The 25,065-nt window shown below is 71.4% G+C and carries 22 protein-coding genes; 14 read left to right on the top strand and 8 right to left on the bottom strand.

Going from position 1 to position 25,065, the window contains the following annotated elements; genetic code table 11:
- Positions 1–159: 159 nt before the first annotated feature.
- Positions 160–1,278 carry a hypothetical protein gene (locus tag E0500_RS14735; protein WP_131563240.1) on the bottom strand — a complete coding sequence of 373 codons (1,119 nt, stop codon included), beginning with the start codon at positions 1,276–1,278 and terminating at the stop codon, positions 160–162.
- 399 nt (positions 1,279–1,677) lie between these two features.
- Between E0500_RS14735 and E0500_RS14740 the strand changes: the two genes are divergently transcribed.
- Entirely contained in the window at positions 1,678–2,832 is a 1,155-nt protein-coding gene (locus E0500_RS14740; protein WP_131560600.1) for a cystathionine gamma-synthase, read from the top strand.
- Here the strand turns inward: E0500_RS14740 and E0500_RS14745 are convergent, their stop codons facing one another.
- The 3 genes from E0500_RS14745 to E0500_RS14755 form a co-directional block, all read right to left on the bottom strand.
- Entirely contained in the window at positions 2,833–3,081 is a 249-nt protein-coding gene (locus E0500_RS14745) for a hypothetical protein (protein WP_131560598.1), read from the bottom strand. It abuts the gene before it with no gap.
- Between the two features lie 19 nt (positions 3,082–3,100).
- Positions 3,101–3,595 (bottom strand): sigma factor-like helix-turn-helix DNA-binding protein, encoded by a 495-nt coding sequence (locus tag E0500_RS14750; RefSeq protein ID WP_131560596.1) that lies wholly within the window; start codon positions 3,593–3,595, stop codon positions 3,101–3,103.
- A 260-nt stretch (positions 3,596–3,855) separates the two neighbouring features.
- Positions 3,856–4,362 carry a MarR family winged helix-turn-helix transcriptional regulator gene (locus E0500_RS14755; RefSeq protein WP_181587234.1) on the bottom strand — a complete coding sequence of 169 codons (507 nt, stop codon included), beginning with the start codon at positions 4,360–4,362 and terminating at the stop codon, positions 3,856–3,858.
- Between the two features lie 163 nt (positions 4,363–4,525).
- On the opposite strand from E0500_RS14755, the gene ilvA reads away from it, so the two are divergent.
- Positions 4,526–5,755, top strand: a complete 1,230-nt coding sequence (gene ilvA, locus E0500_RS14760) for a threonine ammonia-lyase (protein WP_131560594.1) — start codon at positions 4,526–4,528, stop codon at positions 5,753–5,755.
- Positions 5,756–5,889: 134 nt separating this feature from the next.
- Here the strand turns inward: ilvA and greA are convergent, their stop codons facing one another.
- Complete coding sequence (gene greA, locus E0500_RS14765; RefSeq protein ID WP_131560592.1) at positions 5,890–6,387, bottom strand: transcription elongation factor GreA; 498 nt, start codon at positions 6,385–6,387, stop codon at positions 5,890–5,892.
- Positions 6,388–6,552: 165 nt separating this feature from the next.
- Positions 6,553–6,951, bottom strand: coding sequence for a DUF4307 domain-containing protein (locus E0500_RS14770; RefSeq protein ID WP_131560590.1), 399 nt, complete (start codon positions 6,949–6,951; stop codon positions 6,553–6,555).
- Positions 6,952–7,152: 201 nt separating this feature from the next.
- On the opposite strand from E0500_RS14770, the gene mca reads away from it, so the two are divergent.
- Together mca and E0500_RS14780 are read left to right on the top strand one after the other, a co-directional pair.
- Positions 7,153–8,034 (top strand): mycothiol conjugate amidase Mca, encoded by an 882-nt coding sequence (gene mca, locus E0500_RS14775; protein ID WP_131560588.1) that lies wholly within the window; start codon positions 7,153–7,155, stop codon positions 8,032–8,034.
- Complete coding sequence (locus E0500_RS14780; RefSeq protein ID WP_181587002.1) at positions 8,027–8,296, top strand: hypothetical protein; 270 nt, start codon at positions 8,027–8,029, stop codon at positions 8,294–8,296. Before mca ends, E0500_RS14780 begins: the two co-directional genes overlap by 8 nt.
- 174 nt (positions 8,297–8,470) lie before the next feature.
- Here the strand turns inward: E0500_RS14780 and E0500_RS14785 are convergent, their stop codons facing one another.
- Positions 8,471–11,677 (bottom strand): tetratricopeptide repeat protein, encoded by a 3,207-nt coding sequence (locus tag E0500_RS14785; protein WP_131560585.1) that lies wholly within the window; start codon positions 11,675–11,677, stop codon positions 8,471–8,473.
- A gap of 315 nt (positions 11,678–11,992) precedes the next feature.
- Positions 11,993–12,184, bottom strand: coding sequence for a hypothetical protein (locus tag E0500_RS14790; RefSeq protein WP_131560583.1), 192 nt, complete (start codon positions 12,182–12,184; stop codon positions 11,993–11,995).
- A gap of 283 nt (positions 12,185–12,467) precedes the next feature.
- Here E0500_RS14790 and E0500_RS14795 point away from each other — a divergent pair, with 283 nt between their 5' ends.
- From E0500_RS14795 to E0500_RS14840, 10 genes are all read left to right on the top strand, one after another.
- Positions 12,468–12,638, top strand: coding sequence for a hypothetical protein (locus E0500_RS14795; protein ID WP_165934899.1), 171 nt, complete (start codon positions 12,468–12,470; stop codon positions 12,636–12,638).
- Between the two features lie 318 nt (positions 12,639–12,956).
- A complete protein-coding gene (locus tag E0500_RS14800) occupies positions 12,957–13,961 on the top strand; it encodes a LuxR C-terminal-related transcriptional regulator (RefSeq protein WP_309505061.1) in 1,005 nt (334 codons plus the stop codon).
- 350 nt (positions 13,962–14,311) lie between these two features.
- A complete protein-coding gene (locus E0500_RS14805) occupies positions 14,312–14,449 on the top strand; it encodes a hypothetical protein (RefSeq protein ID WP_165934898.1) in 138 nt (45 codons plus the stop codon).
- A 232-nt stretch (positions 14,450–14,681) separates the two neighbouring features.
- Positions 14,682–16,091 carry an ABC transporter substrate-binding protein gene (locus E0500_RS14810; protein ID WP_131560581.1) on the top strand — a complete coding sequence of 470 codons (1,410 nt, stop codon included), beginning with the start codon at positions 14,682–14,684 and terminating at the stop codon, positions 16,089–16,091.
- 110 nt (positions 16,092–16,201) lie between these two features.
- Positions 16,202–16,960, top strand: coding sequence for a 2OG-Fe(II) oxygenase (locus E0500_RS14815; RefSeq protein ID WP_165934897.1), 759 nt, complete (start codon positions 16,202–16,204; stop codon positions 16,958–16,960).
- Positions 16,957–18,891 (top strand): radical SAM protein, encoded by a 1,935-nt coding sequence (locus tag E0500_RS14820; protein ID WP_131560577.1) that lies wholly within the window; start codon positions 16,957–16,959, stop codon positions 18,889–18,891. The genes E0500_RS14815 and E0500_RS14820 overlap by 4 nt, the downstream gene beginning before the upstream one ends.
- Positions 18,884–19,975: a ThiF family adenylyltransferase gene (locus tag E0500_RS14825; RefSeq protein ID WP_131560575.1), complete on the top strand. Its 1,092-nt coding sequence runs from the start codon at positions 18,884–18,886 to the stop codon at positions 19,973–19,975. The genes E0500_RS14820 and E0500_RS14825 overlap by 8 nt, the downstream gene beginning before the upstream one ends.
- Positions 19,976–19,982: 7 nt before the next feature.
- A complete protein-coding gene (locus E0500_RS14830) occupies positions 19,983–21,296 on the top strand; it encodes an MFS transporter (RefSeq protein ID WP_131560573.1) in 1,314 nt (437 codons plus the stop codon).
- A gap of 67 nt (positions 21,297–21,363) precedes the next feature.
- Entirely contained in the window at positions 21,364–22,794 is a 1,431-nt protein-coding gene (locus E0500_RS14835; RefSeq protein ID WP_131560571.1) for a hypothetical protein, read from the top strand.
- A 124-nt stretch (positions 22,795–22,918) separates the two neighbouring features.
- Positions 22,919–24,952, top strand: coding sequence for a thioredoxin domain-containing protein (locus tag E0500_RS14840; RefSeq protein ID WP_131560569.1), 2,034 nt, complete (start codon positions 22,919–22,921; stop codon positions 24,950–24,952).
- Positions 24,953–25,065: the final 113 nt, after the last annotated feature.

Raw genomic sequence — 25,065 nt, forward strand, 5'->3', positions numbered from 1 at the left:
GCAGGCAGTCGTGAGACATGCTCATGACGAAGATCTGCGAGGGTGGAGTATGAGCCATGGGCATGCCCGGTGGCAAAAAACGAGTGGTCGATGACCCAGCACGTCCGGGGCGGTGTGCCCGGTGGCAAAACGAGCGGTCGCCTCGCCACCGGCACGGCCTCAGCGCAGCAGCGTCGCGGGGTTGCCGCCGTTCGCCTCGTAGCCCGCCACGGCCAGCGCCCGGAATATCGCGTAGTCCGCGGCCGGGTCCGCCGTGAGGGTCCACGGCAGGGCGCCCACATGGCCGTCGACGTGGACGAGCTGGCTCATCGCCTCGGCCCAGCGCTCACTGCGGACCAGGAACCACACCAGGAGGTGGCGGACATGGGCCAGCATCGGGTCGTCCGGGCGGGCTGCGTGCACCGCGAACAGGGCGCCGTGGACCGCCTTCGTCACGACCTCGCTCTGGTAGAAGCCGCTGACCAGATTCACCTCGGGCAGGTGCTCGAAGACCGCGAACAGCGGCATGGCCGCGAGGAGCGAGCCCTGGGGTGCCCGAGCCGCGGCCGACTCCGCGAACGTGTACGCCAGCTCCCGGGAGCCGTGCCACTTCTCGCACCAGTAGTGCAACGCCGCCAGGTGTGCGCCCATGTGCGTCGGCGCACGGTCCAGGATCTTCAGCCAGAGCTTCTCGAACTCCGGCTGCGGGTACGCGAGTCCGCGTGCCACCGACAGCTCGATGATGTACGGGATCGGGTCACCCGGAGCCAGCAGTGCCGCCTCGCCGCAGGCCGCCTTCGCCTCCTCCATGATGATCCGGAAGTCGTCCGTGCCCGGCGTCGACGTCCGCCAGGCCTGCTGCACCAGGAACTCCGCGTGCACCGCCGCCCCGCCCGCGTCCTTCGGCGCCTCGGCCCGCCACACGCGCAGCCACTGCCCGCCCGGAGAATCACTCACCCCGCCCGGACGCTGCTGCAGCTCCAGCGCGGCCGCACCCGCGAAGGCCTGCACGCGCTGCCACCGCCGCTCGCCCTCCGCCTCGGTGCCCGCGAGCAGCTGCGACGCCGCACGGTAGTTCTGCGTGCCCTGCACCACGTCCAGTACGTCCAGCAGGTCCTGGTCGGGGCCGGGCATGCGGATGTCCAGCTCCTCCTGCTGGACGAAGCCGTAGTTCGCCGGGTCCGCGGCGTCCGGGTCGCCGGGCGACACCTGCTGGATTCCGGCACGCCTGCGCATTGCGATCGGGCCGATGACGAAGCCCATCATGACCAGCGCGATCAGGACCCAAAGAATCTCCATGCCTCAAGCGAACCAGACAGGTCTGACAATTGGCCAACCCGGCCGGGTCACGACTTCGTTCCTGCTCGGAGTTCCCGTGCGGGGGCAGGGAGGGCGGGCGACGGGGGTGGTGACCGCACGCTCGCCGGCCCAGCCCAGCCCAGCCCAGTCCGGCCCAGCCCAGTCCGGCCCAGCCCAGTCCGGCCCAGCCCAGTCCGGCCCAGTCCGGCCCAGTCCGGCCCAGTCCGGCCCAGTCCGGCCCAGTCCGGCCCAGTCCGGCCCAGTCCGGCCCAGTCCGGCCCAGTCCGGCCCGGCCCGGACCTACCCCTTCCGGTCCCATCCCATCCGGTCCCGACCCGCGCTGTCCGCTGGTCACCGCCCGCCGCCATCCACACGCCGCGCACACTACGCTCGGTGCTCATGAGCGACAGGCACATCAGTCAGCACTTCGAGACTCTCGCGATCCACGCGGGCAACACCGCGGATCCCCTCACCGGCGCGGTCGTCCCGCCGATCTACCAGGTCTCGACCTACAAGCAGGACGGCGTGGGCGGCCTGCGTGGCGGCTACGAGTACAGCCGTAGCGCGAACCCCACCCGGACGGCGCTGGAGGAGAACCTCGCCGCCCTGGAGGGCGGCCGCCGTGGTCTCGCGTTCGCGTCCGGGCTGGCCGCCGAGGACTGCCTGTTGCGTACGCTCCTCAGCCCCGGCGACCACGTGGTCATCCCGAACGACGCGTACGGCGGTACGTTCCGCCTGTTCGCGAAGGTCGTCTCGCGGTGGGGGGTGGAATGGTCGGTCGCCGACACCAGCGATCCCGCCGCTGTACGAGCGGCCGTCACCCCGAAGACCAAGGTCGTCTGGGTGGAGACCCCCTCCAACCCGCTCCTCGGCATCACCGACATCGCCGCCGTCGCCCAGGTCGCCCGTGAGGCCGGTGCCAGGCTGGTCGTCGACAACACCTTCGCCACTCCGTACCTCCAGCAGCCGCTCGCGCTCGGCGCGGACGTCGTCGTGCACTCGCTGACCAAGTACATGGGCGGCCACTCGGACGTGGTCGGCGGCGCGCTCGTCGTCGGCGACCAGGGACTGGGCGAGGAGCTGGCGTTCCACCAGAACGCGATGGGCGCGGTCGCCGGGCCCTTCGACTCCTGGCTGGTGCTGCGCGGGACGAAGACGCTAGCCGTGCGCATGGACCGGCACAGCGACAACGCCACCAGGGTCGCCGACATGCTCACCCGGCACGCGCGCGTGACGCGCGTGCTGTACCCGGGCCTTCCGGAGCACCCGGGGCACGAGGTCGCCGCCAAGCAGATGAAGGCGTTCGGCGGCATGGTGTCGTTCCAGGTGGAGGGCGGCGAGGAGGCGGCCGTCGAGGTCTGCAACCGCGCCAAGGTGTTCACGCTCGGCGAGTCCCTGGGCGGCGTCGAGTCCCTGATCGAGCACCCGGGCCGCATGACACACGCGTCCGCGGCCGGCTCGGCGCTGGAGGTCCCCGCCGATCTCGTACGCCTCTCCGTGGGCATCGAGAACGTCGACGACCTCCTGGAGGACCTGCAGCAGGCCCTGGGCTAGTCACCAACCGGGGACCGGTGGAGTCGTGTCCGACGGCGGCTCCACCCAGGGGCGCGTCATCGATGCCCACACGAGGAACGCGACCACCGCGGCCAGCAGCACCAGCCACATGAGGCGGCGGGCCGCGGCCCTGCGGCGCAGCATGCGCCCGCCGCGTCGCAGCGCGTCCCCGTACAGCTCGGGCGGCACCGGGGGCGGCGTCCGCTCCAGCATCCGCCGCACGGCCGCCTCCCGCTCGTGCCGGCTCATGAGCCGCCTCCGCCGGGCCTCATGACGGCGCCACCTCCGCCTCCACTGCCGCCGGCGCGGGCCTGCGCGGCGGATGGAGCAGCGTCGCCATCGCACGGGCGCAGATCGTGCGCACGCGTTCGACGGGAAGCCCCAGCAACGCCGCCGTCTGCTCCTCGGCCACGCCCTCGTACAGCCTGAGGACGACGATCAGCCGCTCCTGAGGGCCGAGCCCCGCCAGAACGCTCGCCGGAGCGGGCCGGAACCGGCCGTACTGGTGCCACGCCCCGCGCGCGAAGCGCAGGGCCAGCTGCTGGCGTGTCCGGTCGTACGGGTCCTCGCCGCGCAGCCGGTCCCAGGACGCGTACGTGTGGGCGAGGGCCAGGGTCAGCAGGCGCCGCGCGCGTGGGTTGTCGGTCGGCGGTTCCGCCGTGAGCAGTGTCGCCGCATGGAGCAGCCGCCCAGCCGCGCCCGCGACGAATGCCTCGAACTCCCGGGCCCGGCGGGCGCCTTGGGACGCCTGCCGATCTCGCACCGCGCCTCCCGCTGAGGGCACCCTGACGGAAAACGGGCCCCGGCCGGGCACGGAAACGCGACAGCCGTGTACGGAAACGCGACAGCCGTACGACAAGGGCCCCGTCTCATATCAGACCGGGGGCGGCCCCACGGTCAAGAGCCGCGCAGCACCGGAGCCGGCCGCCGCCACGCGGCACTGGGGAAACGGTCCCCCTCACGCGCGCGTGGAGGACGATCGCCGACCGCGCGGGGGCACGCTGTGGACGGGACGGGCGCCGCTCAGGAGGTGGGCGACGAATCCCCCACCCCGACACCCGTGACGGCCATGCGGGCGGAGAGGGCCGTGTTGAAGCGGGTGAGGAGGCTGCAGAACGCCTCGCGCTCCTCCGGCGCCCAGTCATGGGTCAGCTCGGCCATCAGCTGGCGCCTCGACGACCGGACCTCCTCCAGGCGGGACAACCCGCGCGGGGACAGCTGGAGCACCACCGCGCGCCCGTCCTCCGGGTGGGAGGTGCGCTTGACGAGCCCGGTGTCGACGAGCGGGGCCACCTGACGGGTGACCGTCGACGAGTCGATCCCCATGCTCGCGGCGAGTGCCTTGACGCCCATCGGGCCTTCCTTGTCGAGGCGGTTGAGCAGCAGATACGCGGCGCGGTCCATGGAGTTGCGCACCTGTCCGACGCCGCCGAGCCGGGTCTGTTCGGCACGGCGCGCGAACACCGCGACCTCATGCTGCAGCGCGTCGAGGAGACCGGTGTCACCGACGGTCGTCATGTTCATCGACATGTCAGGTGTTGTGGGCATGGCCGAGGGCTCACTTCATTGCGAGGGTGCTGGGTTGGGGAAAGAGTACGCGGCGGACAGGCACGTCGTACGGGCGCTGTGCAAACCAGTTTCGCCCCTTGGTCACTCCCGTGTCGTGCCGCTGTGAACTGCGAGACTGGTGGTCATGAGCTACAGCACGGCCGACTCCCTGGCGCGAGTGACCCTCGACGACGTGCGGGGGGCCCAGAAGATGCTCACGGGTGTCGCGCGGGTCACCGCGATGGAGGGCAGCAGGCATCTGTCGCAGCTGGTCGGCGCGCCGGTGCACTTCAAGTGCGAGAACCTTCAGCGGACCGGTTCGTTCAAGCTCCGCGGCGCGTACGTGCGCATCGCCGGGCTGCTGCCCGAGGAACGCGCCGCGGGGGTCGTCGCGGCGAGCGCGGGCAACCACGCGCAGGGCGTCGCCCTGGCGTCCGCGCTTCTCGGAGTCCACGCCACCGTCTTCATGCCGAAGGGCGCGCCCCTGCCGAAGATCAGCGCGACGCGCGAGTACGGCGCCGACGTACGGCTGCACGGCCTGGTCGTCGACGAGACGCTGGCCGCCGCTCAGGAGCACGCGGCGCGGACGGGCGCGGTGTTCATCCACCCCTTCGACCACCACGACATCATCGCGGGCCAGGGCACGGTGGGCCTGGAGATCCTGGAGCAGTGCCCCGAAGTGCGCACGATCGTCGTGGGGATCGGCGGGGGCGGGCTGGCCGCGGGCATCGCAGTCGCGGTGAAGGCACTGCGCCCGGACGTACGGATCGTGGGCGTGCAGGCGGAGGGAGCGGCCGCGTACCCGCCCTCGCTGGCGGCCGGACGCCCGGTGGCGATCGGGAATCCGGCGACCATGGCGGACGGGATCAAGGTCGGGCGGCCGGGTGACGTGCCGTTCGGCATCATCCGCGAGCTGGTCGACGAGGTCCGCACGGTCTCCGAGGACGCGCTGTCGGCCGCGCTGCTGCTCTGCCTGGAGCGGGCCAAACTCGTCGTCGAGCCGGCTGGGGCGAGCCCGGTCGCGGCGCTGCTGAGCGGGCCGGGAGCCTTCGAGGGGCCGGTGGTCGCGGTGCTGTCCGGCGGCAACGTCGACCCGGTGCTGATGCAGCGCGTGCTGCGCCACGGCATGGCCGCGCAGGGCCGCTACCTGGCTGTTCGACTGCGTCTGACGGACCGGCCGGGCGCCCTCGCGACGCTTTTGGGGGTGTTGTCAGTGGTCGACGCCAACGTCCTCGACGTGAGTCACGTACGGACCGATCCACGGCTCGGGCTCACGGAGGCAGAGGTCGAGCTGCACCTGGAGACGAAGGGCCCGGAGCACTGCGCCGAGGTCGGCCAGGCACTGCGTGAGGCGGGTTACACGGTCATGGACTGACGACAGTCCGCGTCGGCGGGCACCGCCACAGGTACGCCAGATACGCCAGGTACGTACGCCGGTACCCCGGGGTATGACGAAGCCCCCGGTGCCGCTGTGGGCATCGAGGGCTCGCCGGAAACCGGTCCGTGCGGTCAGCCCTGGTAAGGCTCGGCCTTGAGGATCTTCACCGAGGCCAGCTTGCCGTTCGGCAGCTCGTACTCGGCGTCCTCGCCGACCTTCTTGCCGATCACGCCGGAGCCCAGCGGGGACTGCGGCGAGTAGGTCTCGATGTCGGAGCTCGCGTACTCGCGGGAGGCGAGCAGGAACGTCAGCGTGTCGTCCTCGTCACCGTCGAAAGCGATGGTCACGACCATGCCCGGTGCCACCGCACCGTCCGCCGCCGGGGCCTCACCGACCTTGGCGGTCTCCAGAAGCTGGGTGAGCTGCCGCACACGGAGCTCCTGCTTGCCCTGCTCTTCCTTGGCCGCGTGGTACCCGCCGTTTTCGCGCAGGTCCCCCTCCTCGCGCGCGGCCGCGATCTTGGCGGCGATCTCCGTGCGCGCAGGACCAGTAAGGTACTCAAGCTCGACCTTGAGCTTGTTGTACGCCTCCTGGGTCAGCCAGGTGACGTTCTCGCTGGTCTGGGTCACAGGTGCTCCTCGTAGGTGCTGGGAATACAAAGCATCGCCCTACCCAGAAGAATGTTCCTTCAAGAGTGGGCGAAACCACGAGCCTAACAATTCAACGACGGAAGGGGGAGGACATAAGCCACCAGAATTACGTCATCGCAGGTCAGCGCCATAGGTGCCGGAGGCTCAGTCGGCGTGGCAGCCCAGCAGTTCGGCCGTGGTGCCACGAGTCGTGGTACGGAGCGTGACGACCTTGTCGATACGGGTGGCGTCCCCGTCGAAGCGGAAGTCCGCCCGGCCGACCTCGGCGCCGTTCTCGGCCTGGGAGCGCACGGTGCAGTAGCCGCTCGCGCCCGCGTCCTTGCGCACCTCCAGGTGCACCTTGACCTCACTGGCCGAGGTGTCGAAGGCGATCACCTCTGCGCTGATCTTGTTGCCGCCGACGTAGTAGGAGGCGAACCAGCCGATGAGGACGAGCAGGCCGGTGCCCAGCACCGCCCCGAGGATCTTGAGCTTGCGGTCGGCGCGCTCGTCCGCGGAGCGGCCGTACCGGCCCTCGGGCAGCTGCGTGCTCGCCGTGCTCATGATCGTCCTCTCGGAAAGGGGCCCTGACCAAGGTCCTGGACCCGGACCAGGGTCCTGAAAGGGACCCCGGGGACCGGCCCCGGAATTTTTCGTCCCCCGATTCGGTCACTATAGAAGTCGCCCGACACCCGGGGTCACGCCGGGGCGTGTCACACCAGTCACCGAGTTCAGAGCGGGCGCCGACTTACGAGGGAATGAGTCTTGACTGACCAGCTGCGACTGATGGCCGTGCATGCGCACCCCGACGACGAGTCGAGCAAGGGTGCGGCCACCATGGCGAAGTACGTGTCCGAGGGGGTGGACGTGCTGGTGGTGACCTGCACGGGCGGGGAGCGCGGCTCCATCCTCAACCCCAAGCTGCAGGGCGACGCATACATCGAGGAGCACATCCACGAAGTACGCAAGAAGGAGATGGACGAGGCACGCGAGATCCTCGGCATCAAGCAGGAGTGGCTCGGCTTCGTCGACTCGGGCCTGCCCGAGGGCGACCCGCTGCCGCCGCTGCCCGAGGGCTGCTTCGCCCTGGAGGACGTCGACAAGGCGGCCGGCGAGCTGGTGAGGCAGATCCGTTCGTTCCGCCCACAGGTGATCACGACCTACGACGAGAACGGCGGGTACCCGCACCCCGACCACATCATGACCCACAAGATCTCCATGGTGGCGTTCGAGGGGGCAGCCGACACCGAGAAGTACCCGGAGGGCGAGTTCGGCCCCGCCTACCAGCCGCAGAAGCTCTACTACAACCAGGGCTTCAACCGCCCGCGCACCGAGGCGCTGCACCAGGCGATGCTGGACCGCGGCCTGGAGTCGCCCTACGGGGACTGGCTCAAGCGGTGGGACGAGTTCGAGCGCACCGAGCGCACGCTCACCACCCACGTCCCCTGCGCCGACTTCTATGAGATCCGCGACAAGGCGCTGATCGCACACGCCACCCAGATCGACCCCGACGGCGGCTGGTTCCGGGTTCCCATGGAGCTCCAGAAGGAGGTCTGGCCGACGGAGGAGTACGAGCTGGCGAAGTCACTCGTGGACACCTCCCTCCCCGAGGACGACCTCTTCGCGGGCATCCGCGACAATGCATGACATGAGCGCAAGCCTTGCACTGACACACCTCGTCCCCCTCGCCAAGGAACTGGACGAGGACAAGGTCACCCCCGGCGTCCTCGGCTTCATCGTGTTCGCGGTGATGGCCCTGGCGGTATGGGCCCTGATGAAGTCCATGAGCAAGCACATGGGCAAGGTCGACTTCGAGGAGGCATCGGACGACCAGCCCGGCGCCTCCGGCAAGACAACTGCGGAGGCCGCGGGCAAGGCCTCGGGCACGCCCAAGCCACAACAGGGCTGAGCCCGAGCCACAACAGGGCTGAGCCCGAGCCACAGCAGGGCTGAGTTCGGGCACCGGGCCCTGTCGTCGAACTCCCTCACCCACTGCCTGACGGGTGCGGGAGGTCTCACCCACCCCCCGAGTGTGACGACAGGGCACGGCGGGTCACCGGCAGACAGGGCCCGGTGACAGCTGTCACTTCCGGGCCGCCACCGGCACCCCCATGACCTCGCGGGCGTGCCGGTCCGGCACCATCCCCAGGGTCCAGGCCCGCCACCCGGCGTCCAGATCGACCCCGCGTTCCAGGAGCAGCTGGTACGCGTCCACGTACTCGTCGAGCTTGCTGTCGCGCAGAGGGTGCGTGGCGCGGGACAGCTGCGTCAGTTCCTCCTGGGCGACCGCGGTGCCGATCTCGACACCGCCCGGCGCCGCGTAGGGCAGCAGGGTGCACCTCAGGAACCTGGCCCAGTCCTCGCCCCGGAGGTCGCCGTACGAGGCGAAGAGCGACACGGCGTCGTCGCACAGGGACAGGGCCTGCTGCGTGCGGGCGTTGCCGGCATCGACCACTGCCAGCTCCAGGCAGGTCCACGCCTCGCCGTGGGCGACGCCGACGCGCTGGAAGTCGGCGCGGGCGTCGACCAGCAGCTGGCGGGCGAAGCCCGAATTACGCAGCGAACCCGTCTGGACGGCTCGCTGGTCACGGGTCACACGAGCCGAGTGGTGGCGGGCGCAGGCGAGCCCGTACACGTCCCGCATGCGCGAGAACATCGTCCTCGACCGCTCCAGCTCCCGTACCGCCTGGTCCAGATTGCCCGCCTCCTCCAGCGCCTGACCCAGGTAGTACACGGACCAGGCCACCCCGCGGGCGTCCTCGTTGTCCTGATGGCGTGCCGTCGCCTGGCGCAGGCTGTCGACCGCGGCGGACGCGTCGCCGGCGACCAGACGGGCACGGGCGAGCTGGGTCATGGCCCAGGCCTCGCCGCGGGCGTCGCGGGTGCGGCCGTACAGATCCAGGGCCGTACGCAGATCCTCCTCCGCGCCCGGCACGTCACCCATCCGCAGCTTCAGCTGGCCGAGCTGGAAGTGCGCCCACGCCTGGCCGTGCACCGACTCGCCCTCGCCGTGCAGCACCAGGGACCGGGTGAGGAGATCGAGGGCCTCCGCCAGCCTCGCCCGGTCCCGCTCCACCGCCGCCAGTGCGTGCATCGTCCAGGCCCGGTCCACGGACAGCTCCGGCGCCGCCTGGAGGTCCAGGGCCTCCCGGAGTTTCGCCGCCGCCTCGGTCAGGTTGCCCTGGTGATGGAGCGTGATGCCGAGGGAACACAGGGCACGGGCCGCGCCCGCGTCGTGGTGCGCCTCCATGTAGAGGTCGACGACGGAGGTCAGGGTGGTGCGGGCCTGGTCCAGTTCGCCGAGCTGGCGGGCCGCGATGCCCGTACGCCATTGGACCGAGCGGACCAGCAGACCCTGGTCGACCGCGCGGGCCAGCTCGCTGATCTCGCCCAGGCGGTACAGGTCGCCGCGCAGCAGGCAGTAGTCGCACAGGGCGCCCAGCAGGTTCAGTACGGCCGCCTGGTTCACGCCCTCCGTGTGCCGCAGGGCGGCCGTGATGAAGCTGGACTCGTCGTCCAGCCAGCGCAGCGCCTCGTCCAGCGAGGTGAAGCCGTGCGGACCGAAACGGTCCGAGCGGGTCGACATCTTGCCGTCGACCAGGCGGAGCACCGAGTCGGCGAGCTCCGCGTACGTGACGATCAGACGCTCGTGGGCCGCCGTCCGCTCCGCCGGCTCCTCCTCGTCCAGCAGGCGGGCCTGGGCGAAGGCGCGGACCAGGTCGTGGAGGCGGTACCGGTTGCCCCGTACGTGGTCGATCAGGCCCGCGCGGGCGAGCGCCGTCAGATGCCGGGTGGCCTCCGGCTCGTCCGTGGCCAGCAGCGAGGCCGCCGCGGCGGCCCCCAGCGACGCCCGTCCCGCCAGGGCCAGGCGCCGCAGCAGCCGCCGCGCCGGGTCCGGCTGGTCGGTGTACCGCAGCCAGAGGGCGCGTTCGACGGGCTCCACCGGTCCGTACGCGCCCAGGTCCGTGGCCAGCCGGCGGGGCGTGCGCGTCCCGAGGGACGAGCCCGCGACGCGCAGAGCCAGGGGGAGGCCGCCGCACAGCTCCCGTATGCGCTCGGAGGACTGCGCGTCGTACGGCGCCGACCTGTCCTGGGCCGCCGCGCCCAGCAACTCCTCCGCGCCCGCCTCGTCGAGGGCCTCGACCGGGAGCTGGTGCACCCAGGCGGGAAGGTCGGCGGGCAGATCGAGGGGTTTGCGGGCGGTGACCAGGACGAGGCTGTCGGAGCGGTCGGGGACGAGGGTGCGGACCTGCTCGGGGTCCGAGGCGTCGTCCAGGATGATGGTGACCGGCAGGCCCGTCACATGCTGGTGGTACAGCTCGCTCAGCCGCTTGACCTGCTGGTCGGGGGAGGAGCGCTCGCGGAAGAGGAGCTGTTCACGCGGAGCGCCGAGACGGTTCAGCAGATGCAGCAGGGCGTCCCGGGTGGACAGCGGTGGCTCTCCCGCGCCGTCACCGCGCAGGTCCACCACGCACGCGCCGCGGAACTGGTCCTTCAGGTCGTGGGCCGCGCGCACGGCGAGCGTCGTACGGCCCGAACCGGGGGCGCCGTGCAGCACGACCACGGTCGAACGGGTCTCCGTACTGGCCCGCGCGGCCTGCACCCACTGCCGGACCCGGGCCATCTCCGTACGTCGCCCCGCGAACGGGCCGTCCGCGTCGGGGAGTTGCCCGAACGACTGCTCCAGCACTCTTCTCCTGCGCGCCGCCGCGCTCTTGTCGGTACGGCGCAGCTGGGGCGCACCCTTCTTCGCGCCGGTGCTCGTGCTCGCGCTCAGGACGCGCTGCTGGTCCAGGAACGGGCGGATGCCGCGCACCTCCAGGGCGGTCAGCCACTGGAGCCGCAGCTGTTCGGGGCCGCCGGGCTGGCCCAGCGCCCCGGCGCGGTGGTGGGCGGCCGGGAAGTGGGCGGCGGTCACCTTCAGGACGGTGGCGGCCGCGCCGACGACGCCCACCGTGACGCCGGCGCCGAGGGCGGTGCCGGCGCCCGTGCCGAGGGCCAGGTCGGCGACGGCCGCCGCGACCGCGGCCACGCCAGCGACCATCAGGGGGGTTCCGGCGCCCTCCTTGGCGTACCGCTGGGCGAAGGTGACCTGACCGGCCCCGGCCTCGTCGAGGGCACGGGTGTAGGCCTCGTACTCCTCGGCGGCCGCCTGAGCCATGGCGTCGAGCGCGCCGCGTGCCCGGGAGAGCAGTACGCCGCCGTCCGTACGGCCGCCCGACCGCCGGACCTCTTCCTCCACCGCCCTCGCCAGCAGTCGCTCGGCCTCCACCCGATGGCCGTCCCGCATGACACGTCCCCCTCCCCGCGGCAACTCCGTTGCCTATGAGTGTCCTTCGGGCGGTACGGGAGCGCGAGAGGGCGACGCTCACGAATGGTTGTGGTCCGAGCGGGCCCTGTGACTCTGTGCGGCCGTGGCCTTGTGGTCGTGTCCCCGGATGCGCGTACCGGGCTCGGGTGTCGGATCACCGGCGCGTGAGCCGACGTGCTCGGGGCCAGGCCGCCGCACCTGACGTGGGATCAGGTGTGACCGGTGGAGGCAAGCGAACCGATCGGCCCGTGTGAGCGATGAAGGACGTTGGGCAGCGCTACTGCCGGCCCATGGCTACTGCCAGCCCATGTCGTGTTGGGCGGAGTCGTGGCCGTGGCCGGTCGGGTGGGTGCGCTGGGCCTGGGCGCCGAGGGAGGGGAAGTGCGGGGCCGCCGCCGGAGCGCTGAGCAGAACCGTCGTCGCGGCCGCCAGGAAAGCCGAGGCGAGCAGCGCAGTGTGAGGGCGACTGCTGATCGTGCGGGTCATACGCGAGCCTTTCCTGGAGGGTATGACGGGTTTGAGCCCATGGAGCGTTCGATCGGCCGTGCGAACCCGCGGGGGATCGTCGGCAGACGCGACCGCAGGCAGGAGTCTCTGTCGGAGCGGCAACGCAAAAAAAGGGGAGAGCCCTGGCCGCAAAGGGTCATGGCCCAAGGTGTCCAAACACTTGCTTCTGGTCGGTGGCCCGGGCGTAGACGATGCGCCAGCCGCACAAGGCGGTGCGGCAGGCGGCGGCGGCCCGGCGTTCCGCGGCGGCCGGAGAGGAGGCATGGAGGTAGACGCCGAGAGCGGGTTCGGGGCGGACGCAGGCGTGGACGCAGACGTGCTCAACGCCGTTGTCCTGGACTCGGCTTGCGGCATCGGCGGGCAGCGGGCGGTCGTCGGAGGCGCGCAGTCCGACAAGAACATGGAACACGCGACGGAACTGTGCCAACGGTGACGAGGAGCGGGTGGGCCACGGTACTGGCCGTTTCCGGCCCGGGCCGGAAACGGCCATACGTGAGATGATCGGACTTTCTTAACGGGGGTCCGAGCGATGCCGAGCGGAGCAGACCGACCGTGATGCCGCGCGGGGCCGGAAGGGGAGGAACGTGTGGCGGTGGACCTGACTGGAACTGCCCGGGGGAACGGGCACGGAAACCGCGACCGGAACGAACGGGGGGCGGCGGGCGCACAGGGTGTACGGGGCGCGTGGGAGGCGTTTCATACGCCGATCCGCACGGCGGGTGACACCGGCGGGGAGTGGGTTGGGCCGGAGTTGGATCACGACGCGCACGACGTCTATCGCGCCATGCTGCTGCACCCCCAGGACGGAGTGACCGACCTCGCCCGGCGCCTGGGCTTCGACGAGGCCCGCATCCGCCGGGCCATGGACCGGTTGAGCGCTCTGGCGCTGGTCCGTCACACGGCGCAGGCACCCGGCGGGGTGCGCGCGGTGAACCCGGAGGTCGGCATGGACGCGTTGCTCGCCCAGCAGCGCGCCGAACTGGCCGCTCAGGAAAAGCGTCTGGCGGAGAGCGAGGCACTGGCCTCGCGTCTGGCGGCCGAGTACCACCAGATGCGCCCCTACGAGAACCAGGGCGAGGTCGAGGTGCTACTCGGAGTGGAGACCGTACGGCACAGGCTCGTGGAGATCACCCGCGAGGTATGCGAGGAGGTGCTCTCGTTCGCGCCCGACGGAGCGCAGACGGAGGCGAACCGGTCCGCTGCCCAGCCTCTCAATCAGCAGCTTCTCGACCGGGGCGTTCGGATGCGCACGATCTATCTGGACAGCATCCGCAACAGTCCGGAGACCGTGACGCACGCGACGTGGCTCACCGAGCGGGGCGGTCGGGTGCGGACGGCACCCTCGCTGCCCACGCGCATGATCATCGCGGACCGGAGGCTGGCTGTGCTGCCCGTCGACCCCGAGAACTCGGCCAAGGGCGCGGTCGTGCTGACCGGAACGGGCGTGCTGGGTGCCCTGAGCGCCCTGTTCGAACTGGTGTGGCAGAGCGCCTCCCCGCTCGGCGAGGCGCCGAAGCGGCGGGCGGACGAGCAGGGCCTGTCGTCCCAGGAGCGGATGGTGCTGTGGCTCCTCGCCGGGGGGCACACGGACGAGGCCATCGCCAAGCGGCTCGGCGTCTCCGCGCGTACGGCTCGCCGGATCGCGAGCACGCTGATGGAGCGCCTCGGGGCGCGCAGTCGTTTCCAGGCGGGTGCCCTTGCCGCGACCTGCGGCTGGCTGCGCGAACAGGGAGGACGCGGCATCGAGGTGGCCTAGGGCCTGTCGTTCGGGTCATGTCGGCTTCGGGCCAGGGCTTCTTGTGACCGCCGGTGAGCGGGGCTTGGTGCGTGCAGTTGTAAGGCGGAGCAGGGCGTCAACGCGATGGGGGTCCCCGGCGTGAGCGAAGCCGGTCGTGGGGGCGCCGTCGGACCCCGGACCGCCTCGCCGTTCGGGGGCCCACGAAAGCCCACGGACGGTTCGGGACGGGACCGGATCCGGCCAGGGGAGAGGTCTGGTTGCCGAGGTGGGACGGAAGGCAGGGTGAGCTCCGTCGGCCAGGATCGGAATACTTCTTCCGCTGAGTGGCCGTCGGTCCGAATTCCCTTGTTTCTGGAAGGAGATGGCCCATGTCGCAGCAACTCGCCGCAACCACCGAGGCGCAGGACGCGCAGACCGTCGAGGTCGCCGAGGAGGTGCTCGCTGAGGAACTGGAGTTCGACCGCGAGACCCTGAACGACCTGCTTGCCGTCAAGCACCGCTCGTAACGGAGCATCGCCTCACGCGCATCCGGTGCCATGAACCGCCAGGGCGGGGGTCTCGCACCACTCGCTACAGCGAGGCCCCGGCGCTGATGAGCGGGGCATCGCCCGGCTCGCAAACGGAGCCTCGCACCCCGTATGTGCGGAGCTTCGAAGGCTGACGGTTTCCGTCCGCTGTTTCCGCCGCCCCTGGCCGGGCGGCGGAAACAGCGGCGGACACTCGCTGAAGGACGGATCCATGCCCCTCGACACTCTCGCCCTCGCCCTGGACGCCGAGCCGCTGGGCAACGATGTCCGACGGCCGGTCGACTACAACGCACGTCTGGTTGCCGAAGCCGTGTTGGCGACGCCGTACCGCGAGGCGCCCGGTGCTGCCGAACCGCTGCCGCACGCGGCGTACGGCCTGGAGGCAGTGGATGACGGACTGCGCTGGCGCATGTGTCCGGCCGAGGGGCTGCGCTGGTCGGACGGCACCCCGCTGCGGACCGCGCATCTCGTCGCGGGCATCCGGGACGCCGCCGTACGGGACCGGCAGACCGGCCGCTTCCTCGCTGACGGCGATGAGGCCGCGGCCGAACTCCCCGACGGCCGGGTGGAAGTACGGCTGCGGGAACCCACCGGTTTCCTCCCCGCTCTCCTGACGCTCCCTCAGCTCTCGCCGATACGACCGCACTTCGACGGGTTTCTCGGGCCGTACCTGCCCGCGGGGCGCAACGGACGCGACGGTGGCCCCCGGCTCAGGCTGCAACCGTACGCCCAGGCCGAAGGGCTCCCCGAGGAACTGAGGTTCCCGGTCCTCGCGGACTTGGACAGGGCTGTGGGCGCCTTCCGCAGCGGCCTTGTCCAGGCCACGCCCACCACGAGCTTCGACGTGCCGGACATCGAGAGCCATGCGAACGACCCGGACCTCGTCACCGCTCCCGTCACGCTGTTCGGCAGCCTTGAGTTCGGCCGGCGGGCACCCCGCGTACGGCAGGCGCCCGGACTGCGCGCAGCCGTCGCCGCCACGCTGGACCCCGAGGCACTGGCCGCGCGGACGGGCGGACTCCTTGAAGCGGCACCCGCTCCGGTGGCCTCGCTGCTCGGCCGGGACGGCTCGCCCCGGCCCGCCGCACCCGGTGCCCAGGAGATACGGGCGGTCCGCGCCGCGTACGCGGGAGCGGGCCCGATGGAGGTGGCCTACGCGGACTTCGTGCCCAACGGGACAGTCGTGGAGGGGATCTGCGCCCGGCTGCGCGAAACCCTCGGTCTCGACGTCCGGCCGCGGGCACTGTCGTACGGCGCGTACGTACGCGCCGCACTGACCGGCAACCACGCCCTCCTCTACACCCTCACCACCGCCGACTTCCCGCACCCGGCCGCTCTCCTCGGTCCCTGGGCGGCGGGCGGGACGTACGGCCGGACCACCGGCTTCACGGACGCCGCCTTCGACCGGTTGTTCGCTGCCGCTCGGGCCACCACCGGTACGGACGGGCCAGAGGCCTGGCTGGAGGCCGAGCAGCGGTGGCTGTACCTGATGCCGCGCGTACCGCTGCTGAGGGTCCGCGCCCACTACCTGGCGAGCCCTCGGGTGCGTGCGGCGGGGCTGACCCCGAGCGGACTCGTCCCGCCGCAGGGCCTGTCGGCCCGGCCGGCTGTACGCCGCTGAGGAACCCTCCACAAGGCCAGCCGTCACCCGCCACCCGGACCACGACCGCCACCCGCGCACCCACCGAAACCGATTGCGAAGGCGACATGACTGTTTCCGCTGCTCCCGCCATGTCCGAATCCTCTCTCGCCCGCGCCCGCCGCTTCGTCGACGAGCGCCATCTGACACCGGCCGTGTGGCGGGAGATGCGCGAGTGGTACACCGCCGAGCCGGGCCGCCCGTTCGTCCTGCGGAACTTCCTGCGGCCCGAGTGGGCCGAGGCCATGGACGCAGCGATGCGTGCTCTTCCGGTGTGGTCGCGCTGCGCCACCGTCTACACCAACTCCCGCGACAGCGCGGAGATCCCCGAGGAAGAGTGGACGGACCACCCGCACCGGGCCGCCCGCCACTTCGTCGCCCGACCGCTCGGCGAGGCTCTGCAGAACGGCATCGTCGTCGACGAACACCGCAGGACCATCGAGCAGTTCCTCGCCTTCTGCGTGCTGACCGACACGCTGAGGGATTTCATCGCCGCCGGCGTCGGCTTCCCGCTGGAGCCCCGCACCAGCGTCGAACTGGCCGCCTACGGGCAGGGCGACCGCATCCGGCGCCACCAGGACCTGTTCCCGGGGCGGGTGATGGCCGTCAACTTCTACCTCGACGCCACCTACCGGCCGGGCACCGGTGGACGGCTCGGCTTCCGCAACGAGGCCAGCACCGACGAACTGGTGGACCCGCTGTTCAACACCTTCTCGATGATTCCGGTCCGTGAGGAGTGCTGGCACTGGGTCGAGCCGTTCTCCGGCGAGGGCACCGGCCGGTACACCGTCAGCATCGGCCAGCATCTCCTGGGCCGGCCGCACGAAGTGCGGTGGGAGGAGGGCGAGTGATCGGCCTGGTCTTCCCGCCCCTCGTCGAGTCCAACTTCGGCAGTTTCTACCCGTCCACCGCGGTCCTCGCCGGCTTCCTCGACAACCGCGGCCTGGACGTGTGGCAACGCGACCTCAACGAGGAATTCGCCGAGTTCCTGCTCGGCCCGGCGGAGCTGACGCCGCTCGCCGCGGGCCGGGTGCCCGGGGTGGCGTACGACTCGTACACCGCGTCAGCGGCCCGCTGGGCCTTGCGCGAGCCCGACATGATGGTCGGTGCCGACGGCCGGCACCTGTTCGGGGCAGGGCGGCACACGGGGCGGATCGTGGAGACCCTGGCAGTCCCGTTCCGTATCGACCCCGACGAGGCGACGCTGCGGCGCGAGGCCGTCGAGCGGGCCGCCGACGGCGTGTTCGGGCGGTTCTACGACCAATGGGTGAGCGATGACGGCGGCCGCACCCCCCTCGCGGGCACCAGTCTGGTCGGCATCTCCGTGCCGATGGGCCCCCAGCTCGTACCGACGCTGCTGCTCGCCCTGCGGCTCAAGGCGATGCGTCCGGCCCTGCGGGTGGTGCTCGGTGGTCCCGCGCTCAGCCTGATGCTGCTGCCCGAACTGGAGCGACTGCTCATCGACTTCCCCGAGGTGGACGCGGTCGTCCGCTTCGACGGCGAGTTCCCGCTGCTGTCGCTCGCCCGCCAGGCCGAGGCAGGGGACTGGGAACCCGAGCGGGTGCCCGGAGTCTCCTGCCTGCTGGCCGACGGCACCCCGCACACCAAGGACCCGGCCCCGGGCCCCAACCTCAACACGTTGCCGCACCCGGTCTTTCCCGCCGAGGCCATGGCGCGGCTGTCCGACCCGGTCCTCGGTGTGACCCAGGCACGCGGCTGCTACTGGGGCAAGTGCGACTACTGCGACTTCGTCGAACTGTACGATGGGTCGCCCTCCTTCCGGGGCCGCCGCCCCGAGGCATTCCTGGACGAACTGCACCACCTGGCAAGGGAGCACGGCACCCGTCGTTTCAGCTTCGTCACCGAGTCCATCCCTCCGGCCTTCGCCCGCCGGATGAGCAGGCTCCTGATCGAACGGAGCATGGACATCACCTGGTCGTCGTTCGTGATGGTCGACCGACGCTTCGACCGGGACCTGCTGGCGCTGATGGCGGAGGCCGGCTGCGAGTTCCTGGTCGTCGGGATGGAGACCACCATCACGCGCGTCCTGAAGCTCGTGCACAAGTCCGCGGACCGCGAGGAGAATCTGCGCTTCCTGCGCGATGCCCACGCGGCGGGCGTGCGGCTTGTCGTGAACCTCATCCCGGACCTGCCCTCCACCACCTACGAGGAGGCACTCCAAGCCCTCGCCGACGTCGAGGAACTCGCGCACTGCGTCCAGTCCGTGTCCGTGTTCCCCTTCGAGGCGACCCGCTCCTCCCGCGTCGGCCGCGACCCCGAAGCCTTCGGCCTCGTCGTGACCGGATCACAGGAGGGCAACTGGCAGTCCCAGTACGCCCTCAACCACCTCCCCAACAGCGATCCCGCCATGACGCCCGAGCAGCGGGCCGACGTCCACCGCCGCTACGTCTCCTTCGCGGACCGTGTCAACGGCGCCCAGGACCGGGTCGTTCGCGACGTGCGGATCACACCTGACGCTGCCCTGCGCATCCCTGTCGAGGAACTGGACCTGTACACGGCCGACCAGGACGGCGTGCCGGCCGGCCGGACCGGGACGAGAACCGCGGGCGGCACCGCCGACGGTCGTCTGTACCTGGTCAACCTGCGGACCAAGGAACGCATCACCCTGCCCCCCGCTGCCCGTGCCCGGCTCACCCACCTGCTCGACGGCCGCCCCTTCACCCCGCGCGAGCTGGCGGCGGTCCACGGTGAGCGGGTCGCCGACGTCCTCGTGACCAACCTGCGCCGCTCCGGACTGCTCGCCGAGGCCGGCCGTGGCTGAGACACACGCGGAGCACGCCCCCGAGCGACGGCAGACAGCGTCACGGCAGAGCCGCACCCCGGTGCGGCTGCCGGCCACCGTCGATGTCGTGGGCCTCGGCGACGGAGTACTGCTCAGCCGGGGCCGACAGGCCCTGAAAGTGCGTGGCCCGCAGGCGTGGCTGGCCGGAGCCTTGGAACAACTGCGCGCCGGCACGGCACAACCGGCGGCGGGCAGCGCACTCGGGCGGCTCGTCGGCGAGCTCGGCCGGATGGGCTGGATCACCACCGAGCCCGCCCCGCCCCCCGCCGCGTACGACGGGCTTCCACACCAGCGGCAGCTCGGCTACCTGGAGCTCTTCGGCCCGGAACCCGTACGTATGCAGCGCCGTCTCGACACCGCACGCGTCGCCGTCGTCGGCATCGGCGGCATCGGGGCCCTCGCCGCCCGCGAGTTCGTCGCCGCCGGGCTGCGCGAGCTCTGGCTGATCGACCCCGACCGGGTGGAGACGCACAACCTCAACCGGCAGCACCTGTACACCCTCGACGACGTGGGCACGCCCAAGGTGAACGCCGCCGCGGCCCGGCTGCGCGCCCTGGCACCCGACGTGCGTGTCACCGGCAATGTTCGGCGCGTCCTCACCCCCGAGGACCTCGACATCCTGCCGGACGGCATCGACCTGCTGGTCCTCGGCGCCGACACGCCCGCAGGGATCACCGAGGTGTGCTGGACCTGGGCGGCTGCCCGGGGCAGTGCGATAACGTCCGCCGCAGTCGGACTGGACAGCGGCTACTGGGGTCCGCTGCTCGACCCGGCGCTCGGCCACTGTCTGCGCTGCTTCGAGGAGGCGCGGCGCGGCCGCTGTGGCCCCGACGAACTGCGGCTGGAGGATGCGGACACGACACCCACCCCGTACTCCTTCGGGCCGTCGAACTCCGCCATCGCCGCCCTTCTCGCCCACGACGCCCTGCGCTGGCTGGCCTCGGGGACCGCTCTGACTCTGGGCGCCCGGGGACTGATGGCCTTCGACACCGGGCGCCTGACACGGCACGCGGGCCCCGACAGTTGCCGTTGCCGCGCCGACGACCGCTCCACTGATTGCTGAGGATTCCATGCCCATCTCCCCCGAGCTGCGGAAGGCCGGCTTCTTCCGGCTCTGGACCGGAGAGACCCTCTCCCTCGCCGGCTCCCAGATCACCTACTTCGCTACGCCGCTCATCGCCGTCCTCGTCCTTGACGCGGGCAGCTGGGAGATGGGTCTGCTGGCAGCCGCGGGATCGGCCGCGACCCTCTTGTTCGGCCTGTCTGCCGGAGTGTGGGCGGACTCCTTCGAACGCCGAAGGCTCTTGCAGTTCGCCAACCTGGTGCGCGGCCTGGCCCTCGCCGTGATCCCGGTGCTGTGGCTGCTGGACGCGCTGACCATCTGGGTGCTGCTCGCCGTCACCTTCACTGTGGGGGCGCTCAGTCTGCTGTTCGACAGCGCCATGTCCGCGTATCTGCCGCGGCTCGTCGGCAAGAAGCAGCTGGGCCCCGCGAACGCGTGGATGGAGGGAAGTTCAGCCGTCGGCGAGGTCGCGGGGCCGGGCGCTGCAGGCGTGCTGGTGCAGTTCCTCGGCGCCCCGCTGGCGATCGCGGTCGACGCCGCCAGCTACGCGGCCAGCGCACTGGCCCTGCGTGGGCTGCCGCGAGCCGAGCCCAGCGCCCCCGACGGCCCCCGTGAGAAGCACCTGAGGGCCGCCCTGACCGGCCTCAAACTGCTGATGCGCGACCCCGTCCAGCGCTCCCTGGCCCTGGCCGCCGCGCACTTCAACTTCTTCAGCGCGATGTTCTACACCCTGTACACCCTGTACGTCGTAAAGACCCTGGGGCTGAGCCCCGCCCTGCTCGGCGTCCTGAGCGCGGCCGGGGGGGTGGGGGCTCTCCTCGGTTCGGCCACCGCGGCCCGCATCAGCGAGCGCTTCGGCTACGGCGTCCCGCTCGCCCTCGCCTACGCGGCACCCGGCGCCGCGGGCCTGCTGGTACCGCTCGCCGAGGGGCAGGGGAAGGCCGCAGCCCTGGTGCTGGTCGGGTTCTCCCAGTTCGGCTGGGTGCTGGCCGTCGTGGTCAACCTGATCCTCAGCGAGACCATAAAGCAGGCCCTGGTCCCCGATCACATGCTGGGCCGGATCACGGGCTCGGTGCGCTTCATCAGCTGGGGAGTCGAGCCCTTCGGCGCCCTCCTGGCCGGTGCGCTCGGCGCCGGGCTGCTCGGGCTGCGGACGACGCTTGTGCTGTCCGGGCTCGGGGTGCTCGCCTCGGCCCTGTGGCCGCTCGTGGGCCCCGCGCGGAAGTTGCGCACGCTGCCCGGGAGCGACCAGGACAGCGACATCGACGGCACCGACGCCCCGGACGGCACGGACCCGGTGACCGGTGCACGAGCGCAGTGACCGCACGTCCACTCAGGACACGACACCTGCTGCAGCACAGAGAAACCCACCCAGGAAAGGAAACGGCGTGAACAGCCAGGAAGCCAGCAAGCAACCGGCCACCCCCACCCCTGAATGGGCGGAACTGACCGAGGCCGTGGCCCGCTTCTACCGCGGCCGCAAAGTGGTGCTGCTCGGGCGCGAGGTGCCCCAGTACCGGCTGCGGGTGCAGGCGCTGGCGGCGATGGGCTCCCAGGCGCCGTTCATCATCGGCAACGGCGCGGGACACGGTGACATCCCGGCGGGCGTGGCCGACTGGACCACTGTCGAACTGGGCACCGTCAGCTTCACCGACACCGCCCGCGCCACCGACCGGCTGCTCGCCGACCCGCCCCCGAACGTGCGTCGAGCCCTCGACGCGTACGATCCGGACCGCACCGCGATCGTCCTCGCGGAGTCCAACGTCACGCGCAACGAGATGGACGGCAGGCAGGTCGCCGACGGCCGCCCGCCTGCCTGGGCCGAGCTGGAGGACAAGATCAAACTGGAGCGGATCTGGGATGAGCTGAACGTCGACCGGTTGCCTTCCGAGGTCGTCCCCGCGACACCCGAGGCGCTGCACGCGGCGCACCAGCGGCTCGACCTCGGTCAGGGCACCGTCTGGTACCGCGACATGAACAGCGGGGTCCAGGTCACCTTCGAACAGGCCCGTTGGGTGCGCGACGCCGCGGGCCTCGCCGAAGCCACGACGGCCGTCGCACGGGAGTGTCTGCAGGTGAAGGTCACACCGTTCCTCGCCGGAACGCCGTGCGGCATCAACGGGTTCGTCCTGGCCGACGGCGTCGTCGTACTGCGTCCGTTCGAGGAACTGGTGCTGCGTGGCCCGGAGCACTCGCAGTTGGTCTACGCGGGCTGCTCCACGTACTTCGACCCCCCGCCGACCGTCCACGACCGGATGCGGGACCTGGCCCGGAGGGTGGCTGCGCTGATGCACCGCGAGACCGGATTCCGGGGGGCCTTCAGCATCGGTGGCGTGCAGACCGCGAACGGCTTCGTCCCGCTCGACCTGCTGCCACGCGGCAACACCGCCCACCGTGTCATGTCCACCGCCACCCCGGGTCTGCCCTGGGGCCTGCTCCAAGGCGCTGTCGCAGGCGGCCACGACCTGGGCATCCCCGCCCACGAGGTCGAACGCGTCCTGCTGGGCGCCGTCGAGCAACGGCGCGGAGCGGCCGTCGCCCTGCACTCCGCCACGCCCTGCACGACCCCCGGGCGCGCCCGTTGGCTCACCGCGGACGGCGACGGACTGCGCCTCAGCCGCAAGGACGAGCAGAGCGACGCCTGCCTGGTGCAGGACCCGCTCCACACCGGCAGCATCGTCATCATGATCCCCAGCCCGTCGCTCCTCGGAGAGGAACGCCGCCTGGCCGCCCGCGCGGCCAGTGGCTTCGGCCTGTCGGAGAGGCTGTGGGGGACGGGCCTGGGCCCCTTGCTGGAAATGCCGGTGGCTCCCGCCTAGGGCCTGCCGGGGGTGCCGCACGGGATCCGGCCTGAAGCGGCCGGACAGTGCTGGGCGGTGGGGCCACGCCGGTGCCCCGTGAGCCGTGTCTGCGGGGCTTCGCCGCGTGCGCGAGGATTGACGTATGCCGAACCGACTGGCTCACGAGACGTCCCCGTACCTCCTCCAGCACGCCGACAACCCCGTCGACTGGTGGCCCTGGTCATCCAGGGCTTTCGACGAGGCGCGCAAGCGAGGCGCGCCGGTGCTGCTCAGCGTCGGCTACTCGAGTTGTCACTGGTGTCACGTCATGGCTGACGAGTCCTTCGAGGACGAGGCGACGGCCGCGTATCTGAACGAGCACTTCGTGAGCGTGAAGGTCGACCGCGAAGAGCGCCCCGACGTGGACGCCGTCTACATGGAGGCCGTGCAGGCCGCCACCGGGCAGGGCGGCTGGCCCATGACCGTCTTCCTGACCCCGGACGCCGAGCCCTTCTACTTTGGAACTTACTTCCCGACCGCCCCCCGTCACGGCATGCCCTCCTTCCGTCAGGTCCTGGAAGGCGTACGGGCCGCGTGGGCCGACCGGAGGGACGAGGTCGCCGAGGTCGCCGGGAAGATCGTGCGGGACCTGGCCGCGCGGGAGCTGAAGTACGGCCCGATGGACGTGCCGGGCGAGGAGGAGATCGCGCAGGCGCTGCTGGGGCTCACCCGGGAGTACGACGCCTCCCGCGGCGGGTTCGGCGGGGCGCCCAAGTTCCCGCCCTCCATGGTCATCGAGTTCCTGCTGCGGCACCACGCCCGGACCGGCTCCGAGGGTGCCCTGCAGATGGCGCGGGACACGTGCGAGCGCATGGCCCGCGGTGGCATCTACGACCAGCTCGGGGGCGGGTTCGCGCGGTACTCGGTCGACCGGGACTGGGTTGTGCCCCACTTTGAGAAGATGCTCTACGACAATGCTCTTTTGTGTCGCGCCTATGCCCATCTCTGGCGCGCCACCGGCTCCGAGCTCGCCCGGCGGGTCGCCCTGGAGACCGCCGACTTCATGGTGCGCGAGCTGCGGACGAACGAGGGAGGGTTCGCCTCCGCGCTCGACGCCGACAGTGAGGACGGCAGCGGCAGGCATGTCGAGGGCGCCTACTACGTGTGGACCCCGGACCGGCTCGCCGAGGTCCTCGGGGACGACGACGCGCAACTCGCCGCGCACCATTTCGGCGTCACCGAAGAGGGTACCTTCGAGCACGGGCAGTCCGTCCTGCAGCTTCCGCAGCACGAGGGTGTGTTCGACGCCGACCGGATCGAGTCCATCAGGCGGCGGCTCCTCGACGCGCGCTCCACGCGCCCCGCTCCCGGCCGCGACGACAAGGTGGTCGCCGCCTGGAACGGGCTCGCCGTGGCCGCGCTGGCCGAGACCGGTGCGTACTTCGAGCGCCCCGACCTCGTCGAGGCGGCGCTCGCGGCCGCCGACCTCCTCGTACGGCTGCACCTCGACGACCACGCACGGCTCTCCCGGACCAGCAAGGACGGGCAGGTCGGCGGCAACGCAGGCGTGTTGGAGGACTACGCGGATGTCGCCGAAGGGTTCCTCGCGCTCGCTTCCGTCACCGGAGAGGGCGTCTGGCTCGAATTCGCCGGGTTCCTGCTCGACCACGTGCTGACCTCGTTCACCGACGAGGAGTCGGGCGCCCTGTACGACACGGCGGTTGACGCGGAACAGCTCATCCGGCGGCCCCAGGACCCCACCGACAACGCCACCCCGTCCGGCTGGTGCGCGGCCGCCGGAGCCCTGCTCGGGTATGCCGCCCACACCGGCTCCGAACGCCATCGCACCGCCGCCGAGCGGGCGTTGGGTGTGGTGAAGGCCCTCGGGCCGCGTGCGCCTCGCTTCATCGGGTGGGGGCTCGCGACGGCCGAGGCGCTGCTCGACGGACCGCGGGAGGTCGCCGTCGTGGGTCCGGCCGCCGGCCATCCGGGCACAAAGGCCCTGCACCGCACGGCACTTCTGGGCACGGCGCCCGGCGCGGTCGTCGCCGCGGGGGCTCCGGACAGTGACGAACTGCCGCTGCTGGCCGGCCGTACGCTCATCGACGGAGAACCGACCGCGTACGTCTGCCGTAACTTCGCCTGCGACGCCCCGACGACCGACGCGGACCGCCTTCGGGCGGCGCTGAGCGGCTGAAACACGGGGCGAAAGCGGTTGCAGAACCAGGCCGAATGGGCGTGTGTTCGGATACTTCGGACTACACGGGTGACCGATCCGAAACAGTCTATTTATCGGAAGTGCCCTTGGGT

The organism is Streptomyces sp. KM273126, assembly GCF_004337435.2.
GTDB lineage: Bacteria > Actinomycetota > Actinomycetes > Streptomycetales > Streptomycetaceae > Streptomyces > Streptomyces acidicola.

Coding starts and splice junctions, on each gene's coding strand:
- E0500_RS14735 (WP_131563240.1), bottom strand. CDS start 1,278: ATGGAGATTCTTTGGGTCCTGATCGCGCTGGTCATGATGGGCTTCGTC.
- E0500_RS14740 (WP_131560600.1), top strand. CDS start 1,678: ATGAGCGACAGGCACATCAGTCAGCACTTCGAGACTCTCGCGATCCAC.
- E0500_RS14745 (WP_131560598.1), bottom strand. CDS start 3,081: ATGAGCCGGCACGAGCGGGAGGCGGCCGTGCGGCGGATGCTGGAGCGG.
- E0500_RS14755 (WP_181587234.1), bottom strand. CDS start 4,362: ATGTCGATGAACATGACGACCGTCGGTGACACCGGTCTCCTCGACGCG.
- ilvA (WP_131560594.1), top strand. CDS start 4,526: ATGAGCTACAGCACGGCCGACTCCCTGGCGCGAGTGACCCTCGACGAC.
- E0500_RS14770 (WP_131560590.1), bottom strand. CDS start 6,951: ATGAGCACGGCGAGCACGCAGCTGCCCGAGGGCCGGTACGGCCGCTCC.
- E0500_RS14780 (WP_181587002.1), top strand. CDS start 8,027: ATGCATGACATGAGCGCAAGCCTTGCACTGACACACCTCGTCCCCCTC.
- E0500_RS14785 (WP_131560585.1), bottom strand. CDS start 11,677: ATGCGGGACGGCCATCGGGTGGAGGCCGAGCGACTGCTGGCGAGGGCG.
- E0500_RS14790 (WP_131560583.1), bottom strand. CDS start 12,184: ATGACCCGCACGATCAGCAGTCGCCCTCACACTGCGCTGCTCGCCTCG.
- E0500_RS14795 (WP_165934899.1), top strand. CDS start 12,468: ATGGAGGTAGACGCCGAGAGCGGGTTCGGGGCGGACGCAGGCGTGGAC.
- E0500_RS14805 (WP_165934898.1), top strand. CDS start 14,312: ATGTCGCAGCAACTCGCCGCAACCACCGAGGCGCAGGACGCGCAGACC.
- E0500_RS14810 (WP_131560581.1), top strand. CDS start 14,682: ATGCCCCTCGACACTCTCGCCCTCGCCCTGGACGCCGAGCCGCTGGGC.
- E0500_RS14815 (WP_165934897.1), top strand. CDS start 16,202: ATGTCCGAATCCTCTCTCGCCCGCGCCCGCCGCTTCGTCGACGAGCGC.
- E0500_RS14830 (WP_131560573.1), top strand. CDS start 19,983: ATGCCCATCTCCCCCGAGCTGCGGAAGGCCGGCTTCTTCCGGCTCTGG.
- E0500_RS14840 (WP_131560569.1), top strand. CDS start 22,919: ATGCCGAACCGACTGGCTCACGAGACGTCCCCGTACCTCCTCCAGCAC.